Here is a 24,075-nt window from a genome sequence, read left to right as displayed (position 1 = left end):
GTTCCGTCGTGTTGTGGATCCTTTTAGGCATTTTTGCTGGGCTTGTTTTGCCCGTACAGACCTTGGTTAATACGCGCTTGCGCTTATCGACGGGCACCCCCTTTTCTTCTTCGCTTATCTCTTTCGCCGTGGGCACGGTTACTTTGCTCGTTATTGCCACCGCTGTCACCGGCGGTGATTTCGGCCTTTCCCGCACCGGTGGCCAACCACTGTGGATATGGTTCGGTGGTTTGCTCGGCGTAGTTGCGCTTACTGGGAATATTCTCCTATTTCCCCACTTGGGTGCCGTCCAGACCGTAGTTCTTCCCATCGCCGGTCAGATCATCATGGGGCTCGTCATCGATCACCTTGGGCTCTTTGACTCCCCTATATCCCCGCTGACCGTGGTTCGCATGCTAGGGGCTCTCATCGTCCTAGGCGGAGTAATCGCCATCGTCGCCGGCCCCGGCGCGCCCACGAAGCGTGAGCACAGTGCCACAGCGCTGTGGATGTGGCGCTTAGCGGGGTTTGTTTTTGGCTGTTTTACGGCAAGCCAATCCGCGATCAATGGTCACCTGGGCCAGATTACTGGCTCACCTGTTAGCGCGGCTTTAGTTTCTTTTAGCGTCGGGGTATCTGCCCTTGCCATTGTGAATATTGTTCTACGCTGGCGACCTCGCATTGAGCGCCCCGAGGGGAAGAACAATCCCTGGTGGATGTGGGTTGGTGGCGTCCTGGGTGCCTTGTTTGTTTTTGGCAACGCGGCCTTAGTACCGCAGCTGGGAACGGGGCTTACCGTGGTTGCGACGCTCCTCGGCTCCATGCTGGGGTCCGTACTTATTGATCGCTTGCGTGGCGCCCGCGTAACGCTGCGCCAGGTAGCCGGCATTGCAGTGATACTGGCCGGTGTGATTCTCATCCGTCTGGTGTAGCCCGTCTTGCTGAGGTTATGGCGCTGTTATTGCCATGCTGGGCACTCGCCGCTCTGGCTACACTGGGATGACATGGATATCTCTTCGCTTTTGGGTCCTGATTCCCGCGACACATTCACCATCCGTACGAATATGGTCAGCACGTTGACCGGATCGGCGACGATGAACCATGTCTCAGAAGACATGGGAAATGACACCGATGGACAACTTTTTGCAGCTCTACGGGACTGGGCAGACGTGGTGTTGGTGGGCGCGCAAACGGTGCGCGCAGAAGATTACTCCGGCGTTGTTCCTAGCACCGATGGCTCGCGCCCAGCTCCTATTGCAGTGCCTTCTCGCAGCCTTGATTTCGATATCGACTCGGACTTTTTTACAGACTTTACTACCCCACCTGTCATCTTGGCCCCACACAGCAGCTGGGAGGATGAAGACATCGTTACCCGAATCGAGGCTATTGAAAGCACGGGGGCGGAGGTCTGCGATGCCGGTGAAGGAAGCGTGCGCGACTACATATCCGTCCTGAAGGATCGCGGGTTTAAGCGCGTGCTATGTGAAGGCGGACCAGGAATGATTGGGCAATTAGTGGACGCCGATGCGATTGACCAGATGTATTTGACCCTAGATCCGCATCTGTCTACCGGCGTAGAGACTCCGATGGCTACTTTTAAGGGCGAGCATTCCCACCGGCGCATGCAGTTGGAAAATGTCGCGGCCGATACGGATGGCACGGTGTTTCTGCGGTATTCCCGCACCCGCGAGGACGTAGACTAAGGGGCCGTGAATTCCCGAATCAATGTTGCCGCTTGGCCCGTGGCCTTATTGCTCGTTGTGCACCGCGTATTCATCATTGCGCGCAACGGCACGCCAACGGATGATTTCACCACCGTGTATAACGCGGTGGCGCGCATGTCCAGCAGCCAGCCGGTCTACGAGCAGGCCTATAATCACGTTGACCCGCTGTATCTGTATACCCCGGGAGCCACGCTGCTGCTTGCGCCATTAGGGCACCTAGACTTCTCACTTGCGCGAGGACTATTCATCGTGGCGAATGCGGCCGCGATCATCGCGGCACTGGCGGTGCTTACCCTTATAGTGGACCGCAAGCTCACCTCGCCCGTGTGGCCGGTATCTATTGCGCTGGCGTTTGTCACGGAGTCAGTGACCAATACGCTTGCCTTTACCAATATCAACGGCGTTCTCTTGCTGTGTCTGGCCGTGTTTTTGTGGGCCTTTTTGCGGGCCGAGCGCACCCCGTGGTTGGGCTGGGTGGCAGGCGTGGTCATTGGCCTTGCCATCGTCATTAAGCCGCAGTTTGCGCCGCTGCTCTTCCTGCCCTTGGTAAAGCTCCAGTGGCGCAGTCTCGCCGAGGGCATCGGAGTTCCGGTGATTCTCAATCTACTGGCGTGGCCGGTGGTGCCGGGCGCCAGCGGCTTTTTCGAAAAACTGCTGCCCTATCTTTCGGAAACTCGTGATTATGCCAATTCTTCCTGGGCGGGTTTCCACGCCTACGTGAATTTTGGCGCCGGGTTGTATTGGACCGTGTGGCTGATTTTTGCCGGTCTTACGGCCGCAGCGATTCTCGGGCTTTTACGCTGGCGCAACTCCGACCCAACCTTGTGGGCACTGACCACTAGCGGGGCGATAATGGTGGGAATTTTCTTCCTGTCTTCCCTAGGCCAGCAGTACTATTCCATGTGGCTTTTCCCGCTGATGTTTACCGTTGTGCTCCCGCGCTCGGTATTTCATTCCGCGGGAGCGTGGTTGGCGGCATTTCTCTTTTTGGCTCCGGTCTCGTGGGCGTCTACAGCGCACCCGGATGCTGGACGGTGGATGAATTTTTTCACGGCCACGGCAGGATGGGCGCTGCTTATCGTCGCAATTTTCGCTACGGTCGCTGGCTGGTGGCGTGCCGCGCGCAGAGCGGTTTAGACTCGGCCCATGACCGATTTCAAGCTCATTGCTGATACCGAATGGCGCCAGCGCTTAAGCCCCGAGGAATACTATGTTCTGCGTGAGGCAGGTACGGAGCCGCCCCATGTAGGCGAGTACACCAATACCACTACCGAGGGTGTCTATTCTTGCCGCGCGTGTGGAGCGGAGCTTTTCCGTTCCACGGAAAAGTTTGAGTCCCATTGTGGCTGGCCGTCTTTCTTCTCCCCGCTTGCCGGAGACAAGATCATCGAGCGAGAAGATAACTCGCTAGGCATGCGCCGAGTAGAGGTCTTGTGTGCCAACTGCGAATCGCACCTAGGCCACGTCTTTGAGGGCGAGGGCTACGACACCCCTACTGACCTTCGCTATTGCATTAACTCCATTTGCCTTGACCTGGAGGAAAAACCTGTAGAAGGTGGCACCGCTTAAAGGGCCTCGACACAACTTACACCCCGTCACTAGCCTGGCTGCCAGGCTAGTGACGGGGCGCAGCCCGGGACGTCGCCAAGCAGGGCTTTTGCTGGGCGACGCTTCTTTTAGGGCAGTACTGCAATGAGTTCTGCTACGTCCTTGACGCGACGGCCGGTGTGGAAAGGAATTTCCTCGCGCACGTGGTGACGGGCTTCGGTATAGCGCATCAGGTACATCAGGTCGACGATACGGTGGAGCTCATCCGCCTCAAAGGCCAGAATCCACTCGTAGTCACCCAACGCAAAAGCCGGTACGGTATTAGCTCGCACATCAGGATAATCACGCGCTTGCATGCCGTGCTCCATAAGGATGCGGCGGCGCTTTTCCTCGTCCATGGTGTACCAGTCATAGGAGCGCACGAAGGGATAGACCGAGATCCACTCCTTTGGCTCCTCGCCCATGATGAAAGACGGCAGGTGCGACTTATTAAACTCCGCTGGACGGTGCAAAGCGTTGCCTACCCAGGTCACTTCACTAACCTGGCCCAAGGTGGTCTCGCGGCGAAAGTCCCCAAAGACCTTCTGCAGGTCAGAGAATTCCTCGGCGTGCCACCAGATCATAAAATCAGCAGAATCGCGCATAGCCGTGAGGTCATAGATACCGCGCACCGTCACTTTGCCAGCCTCTTCAACGTCGGCGAAGAACTTCTGCGCTTGGGCGATGATTTCCGCTCGCTCGGTGCCGAGCGCCCCCGGGATCACCTTAAAAACTGCGTGCTGGGAATATTGCTGAACCGCATTGAGTTCCTTGTAGTCTAGCTTCGCCATTGCGTTCTCCTTTGCCAAAGCCTCTGGGTAATCGGACATATCCATCATAAGTTGGATATGAAACCTTGTCACTTCCCCCGCCGCGGGGATGCCGACACGCTCTCGCATCGGCGCGCCTCCCCCAGCTAGAGGCTGTGAAACTATAGCTTGAACGTCGTGAGCAATTCCGAATCGACCACCCCACGCAGCGCCGAGGCTTCCGCCCCCACTCCTTTGCACAGGCAAGCGGAAAGCCACGAACCAGCTACCCCCGCCGCATTCACCCAAGCAGTGGAGTCAATGCACGCGGCCGACCTGCGCCCCGAGATAACCCTGGGCTCCATTCGCCCACCGCAGCGCCTTGCGCCGTTTAGCCACGCTATCGGCCTCGAGGTGGGAGGCGAAGACAACCCAGACATCGTGCCCACTGATGCGGAAGGCGATGCATTTGGCCGCCTTATCTTGCTCCACGATCCGGGTGCTGAGGAAGCCTGGGAGGGCGCTATGCGCCTTGTGGCGTATATTCAGGCCGATATGGATGATGCCGTAGCAGGAGATCCGCTCTTGCCCGATGTGGCTTGGCAGTGGCTCAATGAAGGCCTAGAAGAGGAAGGCGCCGACCACACCAACTTGGGTGGCACCGTCACCTCTACCGCGTCCGTTCGATTTGGGGAGATTGGTGGCCCACCGCGCGCCTATCAAATCGAAATGCGTGCTTCGTGGACCGCTGAAGGCCTCGATCTGGCGCCTCACGTGCAGGCTTTTGCAAAGGTATTGGCTAACGTTGCCGGCCTCCCTCCTGAGGGCGTTACCAAGCTCGGCCACTAGAATGCCAGAATTGCGCAGCCGGCCGGTAGAGGGCATCCCGGCGGTCCTTGCTACCCGGGATGGATTCACCGCTGCCGCCGCACGCCTAGCTGCAGGTACGGGCCCTTTTGCCATCGATACTGAACGCGCCTCTGGTTATCGCTACGATGACCGCGCCTTCGTAGTTCAAATTCGCCGCCGCGGCGCAGGCACCATGCTTTTTGCCCCTGAAGGCCATCGCGCGGAGCTCACCGCTGCCCTCGCCCCAGTACTCAACGGGGCGGAATGGATAATTCATGCCGCGCATTCGGATTTGCCCTGCCTAGGGTGGCTTGGGCTATTGCCCGGCTCCATCTTTGATACCGAGCTAGCGGCGCGGCTCGCTGGTTTCGACCGCCCGAATCTGGGCACAATGATTGCAGAGCTTTTTGATATCGAATTAGAAAAAGGCTACGGCGACGCTGACTGGTCAACCCCGCAGCTCAGCGAGGAACTCAAGGCCTATGCCGCACTAGATGTGGAGCTGCTCCTCGAGCTAGCCGATTCACTACGCGATATCTTGGCCGAACAAGACAAAATGGATTGGGCGCTAGAGGAATTTTCCTCCATTGTCCGCGAGCATGCCGGTGATACTCACCCGCAGCCACCTACTTGGCGCGACCTAAAGGGAGTCTCCAACCTGCGCAACGGCAGCCAGCTTGCCGCCGCTCGAGCGCTATGGCTCAAACGGGACGCAATAGCTCGGCGCACCGATACTGCACCCGGCCGGGTTTTAGCGAATAAGACGCTGGTAGAAATTGCGCGCGTTCTCCCCACCTCTGGTAGCGATTTGGCCCGCATCAAGGGTTTTCCCCGCCGGCGCAAGGGGGCCACCGCCCGCTGGATGGCGGTGCTAAACCAGGCGCGCGCCATTCCCCCGCACCAGCGGCCTCGCGTGCACCGTACCCCGCATCCGGTCCCTTCCAAGACCATCTGGACCAAGGACTACCCTGATCTCTGGGAGATATATCAAACTATTCGCGCCGACATCGCGGAACTAGGCGATGATCTTGGAATGTCCTCCGAGCTTATTATCCGCCCCGCCACCGTGCGCGCCGCAGTATGGGCGAAGGTAGGGGTACGTGCTGATAAACGCCACCGCGGACCTGATTCTGTTGCCGGTTCCATCCGCCAGCCAGACGACGTCGCTGCGTTTCTCCGCGGGGAAGGCGCGCGCGAATGGCAAATAGAATTGACCGCCCCGCTTATCGTGGACGGTCTTTTCTAGAAGATATTTACCAGGACAGGCCTAGCCTTCATTTCCCAGCTCATTGGCATCAGCAGTGAAGTTTTCTACCCACTCGCTAATCGAGGCCGCCATAAGTTCAGGGGTAAGCCCGAATTCCTCTAGGACCTCGCCGCGCGAGCCGTGCTTAGGGAAGTATCCCGGAACGCCAAGTCGGCGCACAGGGGTATTTACCTCGGCTGCGCTGAGGGCTTCAGAAATCATGGAGCCAATACCGCCGCGTACAAGGCCGTCTTCTGCCGTAACCACCAGATCGTGGTCAGCGGCGAGTGCCACAATAGAACTTGGAACCGGCACAACCCAACGCGGGTCAACGACGGTTACGTTAACGCCTTGCTCTCCGAGCAGCTTCGCTGCCTCGATGCTGCGCGCGGACATGGCACCGATAGAGACGATAAGCACCTCTGGGGTGTCCTCGCCAGCGTCGGCTTCGCCGTAGTGGAGGATGTCGACGCCATCCCCCAAGGTTTCTACCGCATCCATATCCGGCAGCAGGTTGCCTTTAGGGAAACGAACTACGGAGGGGCCGGATTCGATTTCTAGCGACTCCCGTAAGAGCTCCCGCAGGCGCGCGCCATCGCGCGGGGCGGCAATGTGTATGCCCGGTACGATGCTCATCAGCGCCATATCCCACACACCATTGTGCGATGCACCATCGGAACCGGTAACCCCGGACCGGTCGAGCACGATGGTTACTGGCAGCTTCAGCAGCGCAATATCCATAATGACCTGATCCACGGCTCGATTTAAAAAGGTGGAATATACCGCCACGACTGGGTGCATACCCCCGAGCGCAAGACCAGAGGCGGAGGTCATCGCGTGCTGCTCTGCGATTCCCACGTCAAAGAAGCGTTCAGGAAAGCGCTCTTGGAACGGCGTGAGCCCAGTCGGCCCTGCCATGGCAGCGGTAATGGCCACAATGTCTTCGCGTTTTTCAGCAGCGGCTACAAGCTCTTCTGAAAAAGCTGCGGTCCAGCCAGGCTGCTTAGTTCCTTTTGCCACACCGGTGACCGGATCAATAGCACCGGTTGAGTGCATCTGATCCTTTGGCTCATTGACGGCTGGGGCAAACCCATGGCCCTTTTCAGTAACCACATGCACAATGATGGGTCCGTCATAATCGCGGGCATAGGTCAGGGCATGCACCAAGCTATCGATATCGTGCCCGTTAATGGGACCGATGTACTTCATGCCTAGTTCCGGGAACATCTCGGTTGGCAAGACCGTAGACTTGACGCCTTCTTTCATGGCATGCAGGGCATCGAAGGCTCGCTCGCCTACCCAACCCATTTGTTTCAGGCGGCGCTTGCCCTGCTCCATAAGTTCGTCATAGCCGTGCTGAGAGCGGATACGACCAAGATTTTCCGAGAGGCCACCGATGGTGGGCGAATAGCTGCGGCCATTGTCATTGACCACAATCACCGCATTGCGGTCCTTGTCCTCGGAGATATTGTTGAGTGCCTCCCAGCACATACCGCCGGTCAGGGCGCCATCACCAACGACGCCGATAACGTTGCGGTGACCATCGCCGCGGATTTTAAAGGCCTTCGACAAGCCATCCACCGTAGACAGCGAGGCCGAAGCGTGCGAGGACTCGGTCCAGTCATGCTCGGACTCGCCGCGGTCCGTGTACCCCGAAAGACCATCTTTTTGCCGCAAGGTATCGAATTGATCGGTGCGACCGGTAAGCATTTTATGCACATAAGACTGGTGCGAGGTATCAAAAATAATGGGCTCGCGCGGGGAATCAAATACGCGGTGCAACGCTATGGTCAGTTCCACCACGCCCAAGTTGGGACCCAAATGTCCGCCTGTGACGGAAACCTTATCAATGAGACGCTGCCGAATCTCTGCCGCAAGCTCTTCAAGCTTGTCTGCGGACAGTGCCTTGAGATCCTGCGGCGAGTTAATGGTATCCAAGATAGTCATGGAGCGGCCTTCAACTCCTTCTGTGCTTAGTTCTTCTTTTCTACCGTACCCGCGGCGGGCGGTGAATATTATATTCCGGCTAGGGCGCGGCACCGTACCCGGCCGCGCCTGGGCACCTATGCGGCGCATTAGGCAGGGGTAATGAGCGCAATCGTTTCGAAGTGATGCGTTCCGGGAAACGCGTTAATGAGCGCCATTTTTTCAATCCCGTACCCGTGTTCGTCCCAGTAATGCAGATCGCGAGCAAAGGTTGCTGGGTCACATCCCACGTGCACGACCGCTTGGGGTGCAGCGGCCGCCACGGAACGAATCACGTCTTTGCCTGCGCCGGTGCGTGGGGGATCGAGGACTACAGCGCCTGGTTTAGGTAACTGCGCAGCAACCTGCTCCACCTTCGCGGATTTTAGTTCCACATCGCAGTCCGCCAGGCAGGGCTGCTCCGCTGCCGTTGCCGCTGGCGAATAATCCACGGAGATGACCTTGCCCTGCACGGCTGCTGCCAGTGCTGGAACGAAAAGCCCAACGCCGCCATAAAGATCCCAGGCGGTACGTTCCTGGTACTCACGTTGACCGAGCCACTCAGTTACCAGCTGGGTATACGCTGCCGGCGCCTGACTATGGGCTTGCCAAAAGGCAGTGGCGGGGAAGCTAAACGTCCTACTACCCACATGTTCTTGCACTTGGCCGCTGCCTTCTACCACCTCACGGATGGTCTCTACGCGGCGTCCGCGCGGGGCTTTGCGGGTTTCTACTACATGGCGGTCTCCCGCGCCATCGACAACAGCAATGACCTCTGCACCTGGGGTAAAACGACGTGCGCCTTCTCCGACGAGGCCGTCTGCCAATCCCGGAGCCAGCTGCGTACAGGCGGCTGCCGTAACGAGCTCATTGGACCGACGCTCACGGGTTCCAGCACGCCCTTGCTTGTCGACGCCCCACCGAACCCGAGTGCGCCAGCCCCTCACCGGCTCTAGGGTGTGTTGTTCAATGTCTAGGCCCGCACTGGTTTTAACGCCAGTGCGGCGCAGCTGCTCCGCTAAGATTTCTGCCTTAATCCCAGTTTCGGCCGCAGGATCTAGCTCTGCAAAATCGCAGCAGCCTGCCCCTTGTTCCGCAGCTGGGCACGACGATGGCACGCGCAGCGCACCCGGGGTCACTACACTGTCCAGGTCCGCCTTAATGAACGACTTCTTGACTCGGCCGGCCTTAGCCTTAACGACGTCTCCTGGAAATGCGCGTGGAACAAATACAACTCGCCCATCAGGCGCCTGGCCGATTCCTTCCCCGCCGTGTGCCATGCGGTCAATTCTCACCTCAAGACTATCGCCCCGGCTAATCGTAGGTTCAGTCATTTTCTACCTCGGCCTCTTGTAGTGGTTCTGGTTGTGCCTGCGTACGCTCACCCGCGCCTGTAGCTTCCTCCACAGCTGTGTCCGCGCGCCGCACCATCCACACGGTAAGCGCCGTTACCAGAAGGGTCAGGGGCCATCCCATTAGGATTCTGGTCACTCCCAATGCTGTAGTTGCATCGGCATCATAGATGGCGCGCTGGACAATAAAACGGGCGAGAAAGATTACCGCCCACCCACCGGTAGCTATGGCATAGGCCCGGCGCGCTGGGGTAATCTTCTGCCACTGCATTTCCTCGCCGTTAATCCCCTTCCAGATAACGCCCACCGCGGGCCACCGGAATAGGATCGAGAGTACGGCGGCAATGCATAGCGCCAACGACATCCAGATACCGTACAAGAAATACCCTTTGGCATCACCGGTAAACCAGGCGATTGCCGCACACAGAGCGACGCCCAAAAGCCCCGATATGGCTGGCTGAAGGGTCTCTTTGCGAAGCACCCTCCAGATAGCGATAGCAACGGCTACACCAAGCGCCGCTGCGAGGGCTGGGCCCAGCCCAAAAAAGTTATTGACTGGAATCAGCACAAGGACCGGCAAGGTAGCGGAAACGAGCCCGGATAGCCCACCCATTTGTTCCAATAGGGTGGGTTCGGCTTGAGACTCATTAGCGTCAAGGTTCTTTGCGTCCTGGGAGGACTGCGGCGAGGAAGAATGTGTCACGTGGTTTACTGCTTTGCCTAGTCTTTGGAAGTAGGTGCAGAACCCTCATCGGGGTCCTGCGGGGACGATCCATTCTCCCCCTCCTGTGGGGTGCCGCCCAAATCGCGCAAGTGCTGTTCCGCCTCTGCTTCTGCTGCAGGGTCTGGACCGCCAACGCCGTTTTCTGGGTGGTTCTGGGCATTAGCGGCTGCCTGCTGCTCCTGCTGGCGCTGGTCCATGGCCTGCTTGACTTGCTCTACGAGCTGCTCGGGCATGATGACCGGCAAAGCGTTTCCGGCCAAGATGGGGTCTTCTCCACGGTAGACAAAGGTGCGCGCGGCTACCTCGCGGGCCATTTCTGCCAGGTCAGCTTCCATTCCTGCCGGTGCCGCCAGCGTCATGCGCAGCATCCACCGTGGGCCATCTGCACCGATGACGCGAACCTGGCCATTGTCGTTTTTACCCACGACCTCAGCACCCCACGGGCCTGGCTCGGTAGTAACGGTGAGACCGTCGCGGCTCATGCCTTCCCTGATCTCCTCGACGGATTCTGCCCACTGGCCCGGCTTGCGTGGGGCGGCAAAGGCTACGGGGGTAATTCGGCCCACCTTGGTTACGATGTGCAGCATTCGCGGGCCTTGCTCGCCCATTTCTACTTGTACCTGGGACTCCTTTGGCAGTGGGATGCGCAGAGAGCCCAAATCTAAAATGCCGATGGAAAAGTCGCTGAAATCGAAAGTTTCGATATCTACGGAGTCACCATCAAAGGGGCCGGTCTGACCGTTGATAGCGTCATGGGCAAATTCGCGTGGTTCATTGCCAGAAGCTACCGCAGCATCGGCTGCGGTATCTTCTACCGGAGCATATGATTCCTGGGCATCTTTATCCACGGACTCGGGGCCCGCCGGCTTTTCGCCCTTTGCTGCAGGCTGTGCCTGCTCCTTCTTCGCATCCTCGTTCTTCTTGCCAAAGGGCCAGATTCCCATGGTTGCTACATCCTTTCTAGAAGTTTCGTTAAGTCTCTATTGCTTTAGCTACACGCCGGTAGAGCCATAGCCACCGGCTCCCCGGTCCGTGTCCTCCAATTCTTCGACCTCAGCAAATCCCACTAGCTCAACGCGCTGGACCACGAGCTGAGCGATACGCATTCCGCGTTCGATTTCGATAGGGGTATGCCGGTCATGGTTGATAAGGCAGACTTTGATTTCCCCGCGGTAGTCAGCATCCACTGTCCCCGGAGTATTAACTACCGAAAGCCCTTGTTTAGCAGCCAACCCGGACCGTGGATGAATCAAACCGACTGTTCCTAGTGGCAGCGCAATTGCAATCCCGGTGCCTACAAGGGCGCGCTCGCCGGGTTGCAACGTAAGTGCTTCTGCTGCGTAGAGGTCCGCACCGGCGTCGCCGCGATGGGCGCGTTTCGGCAGCGGAAGCTCCTTGTCTAGACGCTTGACTTTAATATCGCCGAAAGGGCTTTCTGGCTGAGAATATGGAAACGAGTCAGTCACCTGGCCAATCCTACCTGCCTTAGCAGGTTCATTCTGTGGTGCGTGTGGACTAGACTAGCTAGACGTGTCTGATACATCTGCTTCTTCCGCAACTCCAGCACCGTCGAGCTCCGCTTCTGCACAGGGCACGATGGCCCCTCAGGTGCTCTACCGCGAACGCCAATGGGTGCCTTGGTACTTTTGGCTTTTTGCCGCCGGCATCGTGGCACTTACTTCTGCTACCGCCGGGCTAAACCGCTCCATGTGGTGGACCATTATTCCTGCAATACTCCTTGGCGCCATCGCCGTGTGGGTACTTATTACGTGGTCCAATACGGTCATCGTGGTAGAGCGTGACCCAGACGGAACGCGTTGGCTCTCAGTCAAAGACGCCCAACTACCCAACGACGTGGTCTCGCGGTCTATCACGGTTCCCAAATCTGCACGGCGTAATGCGCTAGGCCCGCAATTCGATCCCGCGGCGTTCTTGGTCTCCCACGCTTGGGTGGATGAGCACGCCATGATGGTGCTCAATGATCCTGAGGACGATACCCCTTATTGGCTCATCGCTTCGAAGGACCCAGAAGCTTTACTCCATGCCTTCCTGCCGGAACAGCACTAAATTTTAAAGATTTTGTAGGCATCCTCGAACCGGCAGATTCGAGGCGGCCACAACACCAAACCCCGCACTCGGCTTTAAGCAAGTTGCCGTGTGCGGGGTTTCTTTACTGCTGCGATTTTTCCTTTAAGCACAGTCCTTACAGATAGGCTGGCCATCCTCATCGTGGGAATAGCGCTTATTGGACTGCACTAGGAAACAAGAGCCGCAAGTAAACTCGTCTTCTTGGCGGGGAACTACCTCAACATTGAGCTCCTCACCGGTAAGGTCAACTGTTGGCGGCTGGAACGATTCGACGATTTCTCCGTCATCGTCCATGCCGTTGTTGTCGCTTTCAGCGGCTTTGAGCCCCTCTAGGGAGTCAGTTTCGAGTTCATCTTCCGCGCGCCGGCGCGGTGCGTCATAATCGGTGGCCATAATGCACGCCCCTAATGGTCAAATTGCTTTAAGGAATGGGTAATTATCGATCGCGCATAGTAAAGCACAAATGGCTAGATGTCATCTCACCGGCCGTTAGCGTGGAAAACTATTACCCCCACAACGCGCCTGTGGCGTTGTGTGCTGCCAAAAGTTCCTCAAAGGCGGGGGCCAAATCTGCCCCCGCGGCCCAGGTAAGTTCGCCCTGAGCAGACCCCTTCTCAAAGCCTGGATGGTGCACCACCGCGCCTGCTTCGCGGGCAATAACTGCCCCGGCGGCAAAATCCCAAGCATTGATGCCGTGCTCAAAGTAGGCATCAACCGTGCCCTCAGCTACGCGACATAAATCCAGCGCGGCAGCACCGATGCGGCGAATATCTCGTACCTGGGGCAAGAGCTTGGTGAGCAGCTCGGCTTGCGCTGCTCTCCGTTGGGCATCGTATCCGAAGCCAGTGGCTACCAATGCCAACGCGGGATTTTTGGTGTGGGCGCACTGCAATGGGTGCGCCTTCCCGTCCGGGCCGGTGACCGTGGCGCCCTGACCGGCCGCGGCTGCATAAGTGCGCCCGCGAGCCACGTTGACCACCGCGCCAGCTACCAGGCGCCCCTGATATTCCGCACCGATAGAAACTGCAAAATCCGGCACCCCGTAGAGGAAATTTACGGTGCCATCAATCGGATCCACTATCCAGGTAACACCGCTGGTGGATTCCACATTGGCGCCTTCTTCCCCAAAGATTCCATCCCCTGGGCGTTGGGTACGAATGGTGGTGGCAATGAATTCCTCTGTGGCGGTGTCGACCTCAGTTACCGGATCCACATCACTGGACTTGGTGCTGGTATGTGCCGCGATGCCGTCACCGGCGACAAGCTCTGCGCGCCGGGCGGCAACTAGTTCGGCCGCTCGCGTGGCGGTAGAGACGGCAAAATCCCGCAATTGGAGAAAATCGATGTGCTCAGTCATGCCAACTATTGTGCCTTCTTCTACACTGTCGGGCATGACTACTCTTTCTGGACATTCTTTTGGCGTCGATGTCGGTGGTTCGGGCATTAAGGGCGCAGAGGTGGACCTTGCCACCGGCGAATTCGTGGGCGAGCGTATGAAAATCGCCACGCCGCAGCCATCGACTCCGCACGATGTTGCCAAGGTGGTAGCCCAGATCATCCAGGAAAAGCAGTGGGAAGGCCCAGTAGGCATTACCCTGCCTTCCGTTGTCCGCAACCAAGAGGTAGAAACGGCAGCGAATATTTCCAAGGAATGGATTGGCATTAATGCTACAGAGCTATTCGCTGATTACTTGGATGCGGATTTTGCCGTGCTTAACGACGCCGACGCGGCGGGACTAGCCGAGGTTGCCTACGGAGAGGACATCGCCAAGCAGGGCTCCGTAATCTTTTTGACTTTGGGCACCGGCATCGGTTCGGCCTTCTTCTTGAATGGTCAGCTCTTCCCCAATACCGAGCTAGGGCACATGCTGGTGGGTGATGATGAAGCCGAAAGGATTGCATCTTCGGCCGTCAAGGACCGCGAAGGGCTCAAGTACAAGCACTGGGCTAAGCGGTTAAATAAGGTCCTTGCGGAGTATGAAAAGCTTTTTAACCCGCAGGCTTTCCTCATTGGGGGTGGTATCTCGCGCAAGTTTGAAAAGTGGGGCCCGCACCTTGACATTGCCACCCCCGTCATGCCTGCACAATTGCGCAATCGTGCAGGGATTGTTGGTGCCGCAATGGCGGCGGTAGAGGGCTTGAAACCATAAAATTTATGCACTGCTGGTGACCCTATCCACCGGCAGAGGAGAAAGATCCTCTATACTGGGCGGTCGATCCTAAGTTAAATAGCTCTAAGGCGTGTCTGGCCTGCATAAGGCCACAACGCGTTAACATCACAGTGATGGACGAGCGCCCAGCTAGGGCGCACTGAGCTGTTTTAATCAAGAAGTAAGTCGAAAGGGCGTACGTGGCAGCCACTGAATCTTCAGACCAGGCACTCGGCGAGGGCGAAAACGCCGCCGGGGCATCTACTCCTGCAAAGAAGACCGCCAAGAAGACGGCAAAGAAAACCGCGAAGAAGACGGCTAAAAAGACGGCCAAGAAGACCGCTAAGAAAACAGCCAAAAAGACTGCGAAAAAGACCGCTAAGAAGTCGGCCAAGAAGACCACTAAAAAGTCTGCTAAGAAGGCCACGAAGAAGACGGTCCGCAAGTCCGCGGCGAAGAAGCAGGAATCCCCCGCTGAGTCCGAAAAGCAAGCACAGCCGGAGGTAGAAGAAGAGCTCGACGAGGACGAGCACGACGAAGATGTCGACTTCGATCCCACCAATGCGGACATCGAGGAAGATGATGACTTCGCAGGCGGTGAAGACCTCGAGGACGATGACCTCGAAGAGGACTTGGACGAAGACGATGAGGACGATGACGAAGAGGAGGACTCCTCCTCCGTCTGGGACGAGGAAGAATCCGCTGCACTGCGTCAGGCACGCAAGGATGCGCAGCTGACTGCCTCTGCTGACTCCGTTCGTGCCTACCTCAAGCAGATTGGTAAGGTGGCCCTGCTCAACGCCGAGCAAGAGGTTTCCTTGGCCAAGCGTATCGAGGCTGGTCTTTACGCACAGCACCGCATGGATGAGATGGAAAAGGCCCGCGCCGAAGGCGATAAGGCCGCTAAGCTCTCCCCCATGGAAAAGCGCGACCTGCGCAGCATCGCCCGCGATGGCCGCAAGGCCAAAAACCACCTGTTGGAGGCAAACCTGCGTCTGGTGGTTTCCTTGGCAAAGCGCTACACCGGTCGCGGCATGGCTTTCTTGGACCTCATCCAAGAAGGCAACTTGGGACTTATCCGCGCTGTGGAGAAGTTCGACTACACCAAGGGCTATAAGTTCTCTACTTACGCCACGTGGTGGATCCGCCAGGCTATTACCCGCGCCATGGCTGATCAGGCTCGTACCATCCGCATCCCGGTCCACATGGTGGAAGTCATCAACAAGCTGGGCCGTATCCAGCGCGAGTTGCTGCAGGACTTGGGCCGCGAGCCTACCCCGCAGGAGCTGGCAAAGGAGATGGATATCACCGAGGAAAAGGTGCTCGAAATCCAGCAGTACGCCCGCGAGCCCATTTCCTTGGATCAAACCATTGGCGACGAAGGCGACTCCCAGTTGGGTGACTTCATCGAGGACTCCGAAGCCGTTATTGCGGTCGACGCTGTCTCCTTCACTTTGCTGCAGGATCAGCTCCAAGACGTGCTGACCACCCTCTCCGAGCGCGAAGCCGGTGTGGTGCGTCTGCGCTTCGGCTTGACCGATGGCATGCCGCGCACTTTAGACGAAATCGGCCAAGTCTACGGCGTTACCCGCGAGCGCATTCGCCAGATCGAATCCAAGACCATGTCGAAGCTGCGCCACCCCTCTCGCTCCCAGGTATTGCGCGATTATCTCGACTAATCGTTTTACGTGGACAAGAACAAAGCCCGCACCTTTCTGGTGCGGGCTTTTGCGTAGCTGCCCTCAGGCGGTTGTGGCCAAACTACCACTTGCGCAGGTATTCGATGCGCTCGCGTAGCTGCTCAGCGTTGCACAGCGCGGTGGGCGGTCCACCGCAGGCCTTGCGGACCTCGGTGTGAATAGCACCGTGGGGGCGGCCAGAGCGTTGGGCGGCAATAGAAACCACCGTGTTGAGCTCCTTGCGCAGCTGGCCTAGCTCATCGACGACTCCGGTATCGCTTGACTCAGCTTCCGCAGCCTTCTTCCGCGAGGCCGGGGCATAGTCCATGCCATAGAGCTTGCGACGGTGAGCCTCCTCGGCCTCAGCCGCGCGCCGCGCCTTTTCCTCCGCCTCGCGGCGGTCCATTTCCTCAGATTGCTTCTTGCGCAGCAGGTCCTTGACTTGTTCCGCATCGAGCAATCCGGGAATACCAAGGAAATCGGCTTCTTCATCCGTGGTCATGTCCCCAGTGTTGAACTGAGAACCGTTATAAAGCAGGCCCGAGAACTCTGCCTCGGCACCAAGCGACTCATAAGACTTCTCCAGCATGTCCGGTTCGGTCTTCTTCTGATTCGCTTGCTCTAGCAGCTCATCGTCCCAGCCCTCCTTGTCCGGCTTTTCCTCACCCAAAACGTGATCGCGGGACTTTTCCATATTTTCGGCCAAGCCCAGCAAGACAGGCACCGAGGGAAGGAAAACGGACGCCGTCTCCCCCGGCATGCGCGAGCGCACAAAACGGCCAATGGCTTGGGCGAAAAATAGTGGGGTCGATGCGGACGTCGCATACACGCCCACTGCTAGGCGCGGGACGTCCACTCCCTCAGACACCATGCGCACCGCCACCATCCACTCATCGGTGGACTCAGAAAATTCCTGAATGCGGTCCGAGGAGCCGGGATCATCAGACAAAATCACCGACACCGGAGTATTGGACAGCTGTTTGAGGATCTTGGCGTACGCGCGTGCGGTCGTCGTATCCGATGCCAACACGAGGCCACCGGCATCCGGCATATTGCGCCGCATTTGCATGAGCCGGGTATGCGCTGCCTGCAGAACTGCAGGGATCCATTCGCCCTTGGGGTCCAACGCGGTGCGCCACGCACGGGCGGTTTGCTCCGCATTCATAATGTCACCCAAGCGCGCGGCATGTTCCTCGCCAGCCGAATCCCGCCAGCGGGCCTCGCCGGAGTAAGAGAGGAAAACAACGGGGCGCACGACGCCGTCGGCAAGCGCATCGCCATAGCCATAGGTATGGTCCGAGCGAGAGACCTTGTGTCCCTCCCCGTCGTCTACATACTGAACAAAGGGAATGGGCGAGTCATCGGAACGAAACGGCGTACCCGTCAGCGCCAAGCGATGGTTAACGTCATCGTAGGCCTCCTTGACACCATCACCCCAGCTCTTGGCATCACCGGCGTGGTGAATCTCATCCAGGATCACCAAAGTGCGCCGGGCAGAGGCCACCGCGCGGTGCTTGAAGGGGTGCATTCCTACCTGCGCATAGGTCACCACAATGCCATCCATCGAGGGATTGACAGCAGAAGAATTGCTAAACGCAGGATCCAACGCTAAACCTACTCGCGCGGCAGCGCTAGACCACTGGGTCTTGAGGTGTTCGGTAGGCACCACCACGATAACGCGTTCGACCGTGCGGTCTTCCATAAGCTCGGTTGCGATGCGCAGCGCGAAGGTAGTTTTGCCGGCGCCCGGAGTCGCCACCGCCATAAAATCCTGCGGCTTAGTGGCGAGGAATTTATCAAGGGCGGATTGCTGCCAAGCGCGAAGGTTAGTCTTTTTAAAAGTCCTCACTTGCGGCGCAGACCCTTATACACACGCTCACAATCGGGGCATACCGGAGAACCCGGCTTTGCCTGCTTGGTCACCGGGAAGGTCTCGCCGCATAGGGCAACGACATACTTGCCGTTGACCGCGGAATCGAGGATGTGATCCTTTTTGACGTAATGGAAGAACTTCGGCGTGTCATTATCCGTCGTCGAAGTGTCTTCACGAATATCTGGCCGTTCAATTGTCTTCGTAGTCGTAGTCACGCCCTCTATTTTGCCGCATCGGCATCGAACTTTGCGAGTCATGCGTCTACCCTTGGAGAACATGGACACCTCATGCACGCCAGCCACTGCGCCCCTTTCCCCATATCGAGGGATGACTACCGCGCGCGAGGGGAGCCGAGTTTAGGTTGTTTGGCAAAAAAGAGCGCTACCTCATCACAGATGCCAAGCTCACGCCTGGCCAGGACCGCAAGCGCCGCGAAATTCGGTACGGAATCTTCCAGTTTTTGCGCGTTCCTTCCCTACTCATCGCCGGCTATTTCCTTTATATGCATTGGTGGCTGTTAGCCGCAATCGTTGTGGGCGTGACTTTTCCCCTCCCGTGGATCGCCGTGGTAATTGGCAACGGCCGGGGAGAAAAGAAGGATAAGCGCGAAAAGAACGTGTACAAGCCAGCCATGAACCGGCAGCTTTATAGCCAAGCCCACGCCCCACAGGTATCCGGCGGCACCGCCCGGCCCATTGAGGCACACCACGACATCATCGATCACGAAGAAGAGTAAAGGATTCCTGCCCACATGACGACCGCTTTTGGCCCCGACTTTGATGCCCCCGCGCTAGCCAAGCTGGCCCCTGAGCTTTCCGACGTCTTTACCGCCGCCGGTTTTACTACCGATGGCGTGGCCGGGTACCTAGGGCCGGAGGTTACTGAAGCCCTATTCCGCGGCGAGCCGGCACCTGTTTCGCTAGCCGCGCACAGCGAATCTCAGATGGACTTGTTGATCCGCTTTTTCCTCCTGCACGAGCACCTGCCTGCCACGCTTTTGGGTGAGGCCGTAGGAGCGCGCCTGGCTACCCAGTTGCTGGATGCCAAGGTTGCGCTTGCCGACGCCCACGGCATGGCCTACATTGCCCTCGACATCCGCCCCCACACCATCGTGGGCGCTAACCGGCTCATCTTCTCCGACGTCGATGCCTCCCTCGTGGATCACGTACCCGGCCCTGACCATGTGCTGGGAGTAGGCGCGGCGAGTCTCTCTTTGCTGCAGTCCACGCCAGTAAGTCCAGTCAGCAGCGTTCTCGATCTGGGCACCGGCTCGGGTGTTCAATTGCTGGGGCAAATCGAATGCGCAGAAAAAATCACCGCGACCGATGTGCATGAGCGTGCCTTGGATTTGGCCACGGCCACCATCGCGGCCGCTGGTGAGGGCGACAAAGTGGAATTGCTCCCTGGGTCATGGTTTGAGCCCGTAGCTGGTCGCCGCTTTGACCGTCTAGTAGCTAACCCGCCTTTTGTTGTAGGCCTTCCCGAAGTGGGCCACGTCTACCGCGATTCCGGATTAAACCTCGACGGAGCCAGTGAATTGGTTGTCTCTCAAGCCACCGATCACCTGACGCCCGGCGGAACCGCTCACCTTCTGGCTGCATGGGTACACACCAGTGGCGAAACATGGCAGCAACGCGTTGCTTCCTGGTTGCCGGATAAAGGGATCGCCGCCTGGGTCATTCAGCGCGACGTTGCCGATCCCGCACTTTATGTGTCCACCTGGCTCGAAGATGAATCCCTCGATATTCGCTCCCCTGAGGGGCAAGAGCGCTCTCGCGCCTGGCTCGAACATTTCCAGGAACACGAAGTAAACGGCATTGGTTTTGGTTTCGTAGCTATTCAACGCATCGGTGACGATGAGCCTGCAGATATCTTGGCCGAAGAAATGCCGCAGGCCTTCAGCGATCCGCTTGGCCCCGAAGTGGAAGAATACTTTGCCCGTGTGGCGTGGCTGCGCGATCTTGTGCCGGGAGAACTGCAGGGAAAGCACTTCCAAGTAAGGCCCGGCTTGGCACGCGAAGATATCAGCACCCCAGATGAAGATTTGGGACAGGGATTCACCCGCGCCGCCTTGCGCCTAACCCGCACAGACGGCCCGCGTTGGAGCCACGAGGTAGATGAACACATTGCCGCAATTGTCGCTGGTCTCAACCCACAGGGTCTGAACCTAGAAGAGACAATTGGGCTGTATGCGGCGGCGCACGGATTCGATGAGGAAGAACTCACCGCCGCTGCCCTCCCTGCAGTCATCGATATGGTCCGCCACGGTCTGCTTATCCCAGCAGATCTCCTCTTGGACACCGGTTCAACGAACCTTAGCTGATACCGCATTTTCAACCCACTGGATAGATAAGGAGAAGTAAGCGGTGCGCGCAGTTTTGACTCGAGTTTCAGAGGCCACAGTAACCGTCGATGGAGAGACCGTCGGGGCCATTGATTGTCCCGATACCGGCGGTCTTCTCGCGCTCGTCGGCGTCTCGCGCGAGGATATGGATGATTGGCAGCCTCGAGCAGAGAAAATGGCGCGCAAAATTGCAGAACTGCGCATTCTTGACGGCGAGGTCTCGGTGCTCGATGCCGCAGCTCCGGTACTAGTAGTGAGCCAATTTACTTTGTATGGTCGCACTGCCAAGGGGCGACGCCCTTCATGGGCGGATGCCGCGCCAGGTCCGGAAGCTGAGCCGGTTGTTTCAACGATTATCAACCACCTCAAGGAACGCGGCGTGTCAGTAGAAACAGGCCAATTCGGGGCTAAAATGCGCGTCTCTTCTGTAAATGAAGGCCCTTTCACCGTTTTAGTTGAGACGTAATTTGCGCGCCCTTCTCCCGCCCCAACGATCCTCAAAACGTATTAAGCAGGACTTTCATTAGAGCACTTGTGACTGGTGCCACTCTCGGTGAAATTATATGGAACAAGCCATAAAGAATGGCAGATTGCAAATTTTTCGAGAGTGATAAATGCCCTACCTGTAGTGCAATAATTTATTATCATCCTGCAAGTTTCTGTTCTATACTGAAGGCACAGCGAAGCAAAAGGGCTGGACAAGCAGGATGAGAGAACTTTTCTCAAGGTCCTACTAACGCAAAGTTGAATGAGAATTTTTTTCTCAGTCACGGTTGCAGAAGCCCAAACGCTTCGGCCGACCAACTAGATGTAGGAAAGAAAATGTCCCACTCACTCAAGCGGCGCAATTCAGCCCAGCACCCAGAAAACAGGGCAGAAATGCCCGAAACCCCCAAGACAGCCGCACCGGCTCCTGGCATCGACACCCCCTTCGATGGCCAGAAGGGCGCACCGAAGTGGAATAAGGAAGACACCGTATGGATGCTCTCCCTGTTCGGCACCGCCATCGGCGCCGGTGTCCTCTTCCTCCCCATCAACGCCGGTATCGGCGGTATCATCCCGCTGCTCATCATGACGGTCGTAGCACTGCCTATGACCTACTGGGCTCACCGCGGAATGACCCGCTTGGTACTGTCCAGCTCCAAGCCAGACGGTGACCTCACGGACGTCGTCGAAGAGCACTTTGGCAAGAAGGCCGGTGTTCTCATGAACATCCTGTACTTCCTGTCGGTCTACCCCATCCTGCTGGTTTACTCAGTCACCATCACCAACACGGTCAACTCTTTCCTGGAGCACCAGCTCGGCGTTACCCCGCCGCACCGCTGGCTAACCTCTCTCTTGCTCGTTGGTGGACTCATCTTGATTGTCCGCATGGGCAAGGACGTCGTGGTTCACGTCATGTCCTACCTGGTATACCCGTTCATCGGCATCCTGGTTCTCCTTTCCCTTTACCTCATCCCGAAGTGGAACACCGCACTCTTCGATTCCTTTGACCTGAACGTTGCTCGCGAAGCCTCTGGTCACGGCATGGGCGTTACCCTGATGCTCTTGGTTCCGGTTATGGTCTTCTCCTTCAACCACTCCCCGATGATTTCTTCCTTCGCCGTTGACCGCCGCCAGACCTACGGCAAGTTCGCAGAAGCCAAGTCCCGCAAGACCCTGCTCCGCGCTGAGATCCTCATGGTCGTCGTGGTTATGTTCTTCGTCTTCTCCTGCGCCCTGAGCCTCTCCCCGGCTGATATGGCAGAAGCTAAGGCACAAAACATCACCATCTTGTCCTACCTGGCCAACCACTTCGATACCCCACTTATCCAGTGGATTGCTCCTATCATCGCCATGATTGCAGTTGCTAAGTCCTTCCTTGGCCACTACCTCGGCGCAGCCGAAGGCTTCGAGGGCCTCATCGTCAAGGGCAGCAAGAACGCAAGCAAGGATGACGCACAGTCTGCTCACAAGCTCGACACCATCACCCTCATCTTCATGCTGGTTACCGCTTGGCTTGTCGCTTGGGCTGACCCGTCCATCCTGGGCATGATTGAAACCCTGTGTGGTCCAACGATTGCCATCATGCTCTTCATCATCCCGATGGTCGCTATCCACAAGGTTCCTGCTCTCCAGCGCTACAAGGGCAAGGCTTCCAACTACTTCGTCTTCTTCATGGGCCTCGTCGCCCTAGCAACCATCATCTACTCCATCGTCCACGCCTTCTAAGCACCGCCGTAGACGAGAAATTCGCAGAGGATTCAAGGAAAGAACAATGTTCATCAGCATCTTCGATATGTTCAAGATTGGTATCGGCCCCTCAAGCTCACACACCCTAGGGCCAATGAAGGCCGGCAAGGCTTTCGTAGACGAGCTCAAGGAAAAAGACCTCTTTGACAAGGTCACTCGAGTGCAGGCAAATGTCTACGGTTCCCTTTCCCTCACGGGTATCGGCCACTCCACCGACAAGGCCATCCTCCTCGGCTTGGCCGGTGAAGAGCCAGAGACCGTTGATATCGACGGCATCTCCGAATTCATGAAGAACGTCCGCAGCAGCGAGAAGCTCATGCTGGGCGGCACCCACGAGGTAGAATTCCCCAAGGACGGCGGCTTCTTCTTCCACGACGAATACCTCCCGATGCACGAAAATGGTATGTGTCTTATCGCCTTCGCCGGCGAAGAGGACATCCTGCACAAGACCTACTACTCGGTCGGCGGCGGTTTCATCGTCAAGCAGGAAGACTTTGCAAAGCGGCAGGACGTCAAGGTTGATATCCCCTTCCCATATGCCAGCGCTGCAGAAATGCTCGAACTGTGTGAAAAGAACGATATGACCCTCCCCGAGCTGGGCTTGGCCAACGAATTGGCACTGCGCTCTGAAGAGGAGGTCAATGAGCACCTGCGCAAGGTTCGCGATGTCATGTACACCGGCATCAAGCGTGGTTCCTCCACCGATGGTCCGCTGCCTGGTTCCCTGCTCGTTCCGCGTCGCGCGGCTGCCCTTAAGCGTCGTCTTGAGCAGTCCGAACCGCACGATGGTTTGAACATCCTCAGCTGGGTAAACATGTTTGCACTGGCTATCTCCGAAGAGAATGCAGCCTGCGGCCGCGTTGTTACCGCTCCTACGAACGGCGCCTGTGGTGTCGTCCCCGCAGTCCTGGCTTACTACGACAAGTTTGTCGAGCCAGTTACCACGGAGATGTTCGCTGACTACATCTTCGCCTGCAACCAGATTGCTTCCCTGTACAAGATGAACGCTTCCATCTCTGGCGCTGAGGTCGGCTGCCAGGGTGAAGTTGGTGTGGCGTGCTCCATGGCTGCCGGCGGACTCGCTCAGCTCATGGGCGCTACCCCAGAGCAGGTATGCATCGCAGCTGAGATTGGCATGGAACACAAGCTTGGCTTGACCTGTGACCCAGTCCTCGGACAGGTTCAGGTACCCTGCATTGAGCGTAACGCCGTTGCTGCGGTCGACTCCATCACCAGTGCTCGCATGGCGTTAGAGCGTGAGAGCAAGCCGTGTGTTTCTTTGGACGAAGTCATCTGGACCATGTACAAGACTGGTAAGGATATGAATGCCAAGTACAGGGAGACCTCACAAGGTGGTCTGGCCCTAGCAGTTCACCCACCAGTCCCGGTGTGTGGATAAAGACCACCCTGTAATGAAGCGATGAGCCGGGTGAGCACAGCGCTAAGCCGCTAGTGTTCACCCGGCTTTCTTCGGACTATTCCCTTTCTTCCACCGAGTCGCTTCCGTGTGGTACCTTCGCTATAACCTGACAGG

At 57.6% G+C, this 24,075-nt stretch carries 24 protein-coding genes; 14 read left to right on the top strand and 10 right to left on the bottom strand.

Annotation, left to right across the window (positions count from 1 at the left end; genetic code table 11):
* Nucleotides 1-8 precede the first annotated feature (8 nt).
* The 4 genes from RAE07_RS03870 (at nucleotide 9) to msrB (ending at nucleotide 3,272) form a co-directional block, all read left to right on the top strand.
* A complete protein-coding gene (locus RAE07_RS03870) occupies nucleotides 9-911 on the top strand; it encodes a DMT family transporter (RefSeq protein ID WP_301732001.1) in 903 nt (300 codons plus the stop codon).
* A gap of 72 nt (nucleotides 912-983) precedes the next feature.
* Nucleotides 984-1,682: a pyrimidine reductase family protein gene (locus RAE07_RS03865; RefSeq protein ID WP_248098629.1), complete on the top strand. Its 699-nt coding sequence runs from the start codon at nucleotides 984-986 to the stop codon at nucleotides 1,680-1,682.
* A gap of 6 nt (nucleotides 1,683-1,688) precedes the next feature.
* Nucleotides 1,689-2,840, top strand: a complete 1,152-nt coding sequence (locus RAE07_RS03860; RefSeq protein ID WP_248098631.1) for a glycosyltransferase family 87 protein — start codon at nucleotides 1,689-1,691, stop codon at nucleotides 2,838-2,840.
* A gap of 9 nt (nucleotides 2,841-2,849) precedes the next feature.
* Nucleotides 2,850-3,272, top strand: a complete 423-nt coding sequence (msrB, locus tag RAE07_RS03855; RefSeq protein ID WP_023021414.1) for a peptide-methionine (R)-S-oxide reductase MsrB — start codon at nucleotides 2,850-2,852, stop codon at nucleotides 3,270-3,272.
* Nucleotides 3,273-3,379: 107 nt separating this feature from the next.
* Here the strand turns inward: msrB and hemQ are convergent, their stop codons facing one another.
* The gene (gene hemQ / locus RAE07_RS03850; RefSeq protein ID WP_034655844.1) at nucleotides 3,380-4,081 is read right to left on the bottom strand and encodes a hydrogen peroxide-dependent heme synthase; all 702 of its coding nucleotides are present in this window, start codon (nucleotides 4,079-4,081) and stop codon (nucleotides 3,380-3,382) included.
* Between the two features lie 213 nt (nucleotides 4,082-4,294).
* Here hemQ and RAE07_RS03845 point away from each other — a divergent pair, with 213 nt between their 5' ends.
* The gene (locus tag RAE07_RS03845; protein ID WP_232212620.1) at nucleotides 4,295-4,888 is read left to right on the top strand and encodes a DUF3000 domain-containing protein; all 594 of its coding nucleotides are present in this window, start codon (nucleotides 4,295-4,297) and stop codon (nucleotides 4,886-4,888) included.
* A gap of 1 nt (nucleotide 4,889) precedes the next feature.
* Nucleotides 4,890-6,134 (top strand): HRDC domain-containing protein, encoded by a 1,245-nt coding sequence (locus RAE07_RS03840; RefSeq protein ID WP_316328370.1) that lies wholly within the window; start codon nucleotides 4,890-4,892, stop codon nucleotides 6,132-6,134.
* 21 nt (nucleotides 6,135-6,155) lie between these two features.
* Here the strand turns inward: RAE07_RS03840 and dxs are convergent, their stop codons facing one another.
* From dxs to dut, 5 genes are all read right to left on the bottom strand, one after another.
* On the bottom strand, nucleotides 6,156-8,081 hold the full coding sequence (dxs, locus tag RAE07_RS03835) for a 1-deoxy-D-xylulose-5-phosphate synthase (protein ID WP_023021410.1): 1,926 nt from the start codon (nucleotides 8,079-8,081) through the stop codon (nucleotides 6,156-6,158).
* A gap of 128 nt (nucleotides 8,082-8,209) precedes the next feature.
* Nucleotides 8,210-9,433 carry a class I SAM-dependent RNA methyltransferase gene (locus RAE07_RS03830; RefSeq protein ID WP_316328368.1) on the bottom strand — a complete coding sequence of 408 codons (1,224 nt, stop codon included), beginning with the start codon at nucleotides 9,431-9,433 and terminating at the stop codon, nucleotides 8,210-8,212.
* On the bottom strand, nucleotides 9,426-10,154 hold the full coding sequence (locus RAE07_RS03825; RefSeq protein ID WP_239204127.1) for a DUF3159 domain-containing protein: 729 nt from the start codon (nucleotides 10,152-10,154) through the stop codon (nucleotides 9,426-9,428). Before RAE07_RS03825 ends, RAE07_RS03830 begins: the two co-directional genes overlap by 8 nt.
* A 17-nt stretch (nucleotides 10,155-10,171) precedes the next feature.
* Complete coding sequence (locus RAE07_RS03820) at nucleotides 10,172-11,119, bottom strand: DUF3710 domain-containing protein (RefSeq protein ID WP_023021407.1); 948 nt, start codon at nucleotides 11,117-11,119, stop codon at nucleotides 10,172-10,174.
* Nucleotides 11,120-11,167: 48 nt separating this feature from the next.
* Nucleotides 11,168-11,641: a dUTP diphosphatase gene (dut, locus tag RAE07_RS03815; RefSeq protein ID WP_023021406.1), complete on the bottom strand. Its 474-nt coding sequence runs from the start codon at nucleotides 11,639-11,641 to the stop codon at nucleotides 11,168-11,170.
* A 64-nt stretch (nucleotides 11,642-11,705) separates the two neighbouring features.
* Here dut and RAE07_RS03810 point away from each other — a divergent pair, with 64 nt between their 5' ends.
* On the top strand, nucleotides 11,706-12,242 hold the full coding sequence (locus tag RAE07_RS03810) for a DUF3093 domain-containing protein (protein WP_034655386.1): 537 nt from the start codon (nucleotides 11,706-11,708) through the stop codon (nucleotides 12,240-12,242).
* 123 nt (nucleotides 12,243-12,365) lie between these two features.
* On the opposite strand, the gene RAE07_RS03805 is transcribed toward RAE07_RS03810, so the two are convergent.
* Together RAE07_RS03805 and RAE07_RS03800 are read right to left on the bottom strand one after the other, a co-directional pair.
* Nucleotides 12,366-12,656: a DUF4193 domain-containing protein gene (locus RAE07_RS03805; protein WP_023021404.1), complete on the bottom strand. Its 291-nt coding sequence runs from the start codon at nucleotides 12,654-12,656 to the stop codon at nucleotides 12,366-12,368.
* Between the two features lie 112 nt (nucleotides 12,657-12,768).
* Nucleotides 12,769-13,656: an inositol monophosphatase family protein gene (locus RAE07_RS03800; protein ID WP_284798560.1), complete on the bottom strand. Its 888-nt coding sequence runs from the start codon at nucleotides 13,654-13,656 to the stop codon at nucleotides 12,769-12,771.
* Between RAE07_RS03800 and ppgK the strand changes: the two genes are divergently transcribed.
* Together ppgK and RAE07_RS03790 are read left to right on the top strand one after the other, a co-directional pair.
* Nucleotides 13,655-14,413 carry a polyphosphate--glucose phosphotransferase gene (ppgK, locus tag RAE07_RS03795; RefSeq protein ID WP_023021402.1) on the top strand — a complete coding sequence of 253 codons (759 nt, stop codon included), beginning with the start codon at nucleotides 13,655-13,657 and terminating at the stop codon, nucleotides 14,411-14,413. The two genes, RAE07_RS03800 and ppgK, sit on opposite strands and share 2 nt — an antisense overlap.
* Before the next feature lie 200 nt (nucleotides 14,414-14,613).
* Nucleotides 14,614-16,092, top strand: coding sequence for an RNA polymerase sigma factor (locus tag RAE07_RS03790; protein ID WP_316328364.1), 1,479 nt, complete (start codon nucleotides 14,614-14,616; stop codon nucleotides 16,090-16,092).
* Between the two features lie 82 nt (nucleotides 16,093-16,174).
* On the opposite strand, the gene RAE07_RS03785 is transcribed toward RAE07_RS03790, so the two are convergent.
* Nucleotides 16,175-17,941 (bottom strand): DEAD/DEAH box helicase, encoded by a 1,767-nt coding sequence (locus RAE07_RS03785; protein WP_316328363.1) that lies wholly within the window; start codon nucleotides 17,939-17,941, stop codon nucleotides 16,175-16,177.
* Nucleotides 17,938-18,222: a DUF3039 domain-containing protein gene (locus RAE07_RS03780; protein WP_049361236.1), complete on the bottom strand. Its 285-nt coding sequence runs from the start codon at nucleotides 18,220-18,222 to the stop codon at nucleotides 17,938-17,940. Before RAE07_RS03780 ends, RAE07_RS03785 begins: the two co-directional genes overlap by 4 nt.
* Before the next feature lie 104 nt (nucleotides 18,223-18,326).
* Here RAE07_RS03780 and RAE07_RS03775 point away from each other — a divergent pair, with 104 nt between their 5' ends.
* The 5 genes from RAE07_RS03775 to RAE07_RS03755 all read left to right on the top strand — a co-directional run bounded on the left by RAE07_RS03775 (nucleotide 18,327) and on the right by RAE07_RS03755 (nucleotide 23,940).
* Nucleotides 18,327-18,701, top strand: coding sequence for a DUF3099 domain-containing protein (locus RAE07_RS03775; RefSeq protein ID WP_316328361.1), 375 nt, complete (start codon nucleotides 18,327-18,329; stop codon nucleotides 18,699-18,701).
* Nucleotides 18,702-18,716: 15 nt separating this feature from the next.
* Nucleotides 18,717-20,288 (top strand): DUF7782 domain-containing protein, encoded by a 1,572-nt coding sequence (locus RAE07_RS03770; RefSeq protein WP_317001387.1) that lies wholly within the window; start codon nucleotides 18,717-18,719, stop codon nucleotides 20,286-20,288.
* Between the two features lie 43 nt (nucleotides 20,289-20,331).
* The gene (gene dtd / locus RAE07_RS03765) at nucleotides 20,332-20,775 is read left to right on the top strand and encodes a D-aminoacyl-tRNA deacylase (RefSeq protein WP_200288971.1); all 444 of its coding nucleotides are present in this window, start codon (nucleotides 20,332-20,334) and stop codon (nucleotides 20,773-20,775) included.
* Between the two features lie 356 nt (nucleotides 20,776-21,131).
* Entirely contained in the window at nucleotides 21,132-22,520 is a 1,389-nt protein-coding gene (locus RAE07_RS03760; protein WP_200288970.1) for an SLC5/6 family protein, read from the top strand.
* A 46-nt stretch (nucleotides 22,521-22,566) separates the two neighbouring features.
* A complete protein-coding gene (locus RAE07_RS03755; protein ID WP_284798483.1) occupies nucleotides 22,567-23,940 on the top strand; it encodes an L-serine ammonia-lyase in 1,374 nt (457 codons plus the stop codon).
* Nucleotides 23,941-24,075: the final 135 nt, after the last annotated feature.

The sequence above is a fragment of the Corynebacterium nasorum genome, assembly GCF_032821635.1.
GTDB lineage: Bacteria > Actinomycetota > Actinomycetes > Mycobacteriales > Mycobacteriaceae > Corynebacterium > Corynebacterium kefirresidentii.
Note: the sequence above shows the minus strand (reverse complement) of the source record. Positions and strands in the feature narration are given on the sequence as shown.

Bases quoted from the DNA above. Each gene is read 5' to 3' on its own strand.
- RAE07_RS03800 (WP_284798560.1), bottom strand. From the start codon at position 13,656: ATGCCCGACAGTGTAGAAGAAGGCACAATAGTTGGCATGACTGAGCAC.
- RAE07_RS03755 (WP_284798483.1), top strand. From the start codon at position 22,567: ATGTTCATCAGCATCTTCGATATGTTCAAGATTGGTATCGGCCCCTCA.
- RAE07_RS03770 (WP_317001387.1), top strand. From the start codon at position 18,717: ATGACGACCGCTTTTGGCCCCGACTTTGATGCCCCCGCGCTAGCCAAG.
- RAE07_RS03840 (WP_316328370.1), top strand. From the start codon at position 4,890: ATGCCAGAATTGCGCAGCCGGCCGGTAGAGGGCATCCCGGCGGTCCTT.
- hemQ (WP_034655844.1), bottom strand. From the start codon at position 4,081: ATGGCGAAGCTAGACTACAAGGAACTCAATGCGGTTCAGCAATATTCC.
- RAE07_RS03805 (WP_023021404.1), bottom strand. From the start codon at position 12,656: ATGGCCACCGATTATGACGCACCGCGCCGGCGCGCGGAAGATGAACTC.
- RAE07_RS03865 (WP_248098629.1), top strand. From the start codon at position 984: ATGGATATCTCTTCGCTTTTGGGTCCTGATTCCCGCGACACATTCACC.
- RAE07_RS03820 (WP_023021407.1), bottom strand. From the start codon at position 11,119: ATGGGAATCTGGCCCTTTGGCAAGAAGAACGAGGATGCGAAGAAGGAG.
- RAE07_RS03760 (WP_200288970.1), top strand. From the start codon at position 21,132: ATGTCCCACTCACTCAAGCGGCGCAATTCAGCCCAGCACCCAGAAAAC.
- RAE07_RS03830 (WP_316328368.1), bottom strand. From the start codon at position 9,433: ATGACTGAACCTACGATTAGCCGGGGCGATAGTCTTGAGGTGAGAATT.
- msrB (WP_023021414.1), top strand. From the start codon at position 2,850: ATGACCGATTTCAAGCTCATTGCTGATACCGAATGGCGCCAGCGCTTA.
- RAE07_RS03780 (WP_049361236.1), bottom strand. From the start codon at position 18,222: ATGACTCGCAAAGTTCGATGCCGATGCGGCAAAATAGAGGGCGTGACT.
- dxs (WP_023021410.1), bottom strand. From the start codon at position 8,081: ATGACTATCTTGGATACCATTAACTCGCCGCAGGATCTCAAGGCACTG.
- ppgK (WP_023021402.1), top strand. From the start codon at position 13,655: ATGACTACTCTTTCTGGACATTCTTTTGGCGTCGATGTCGGTGGTTCG.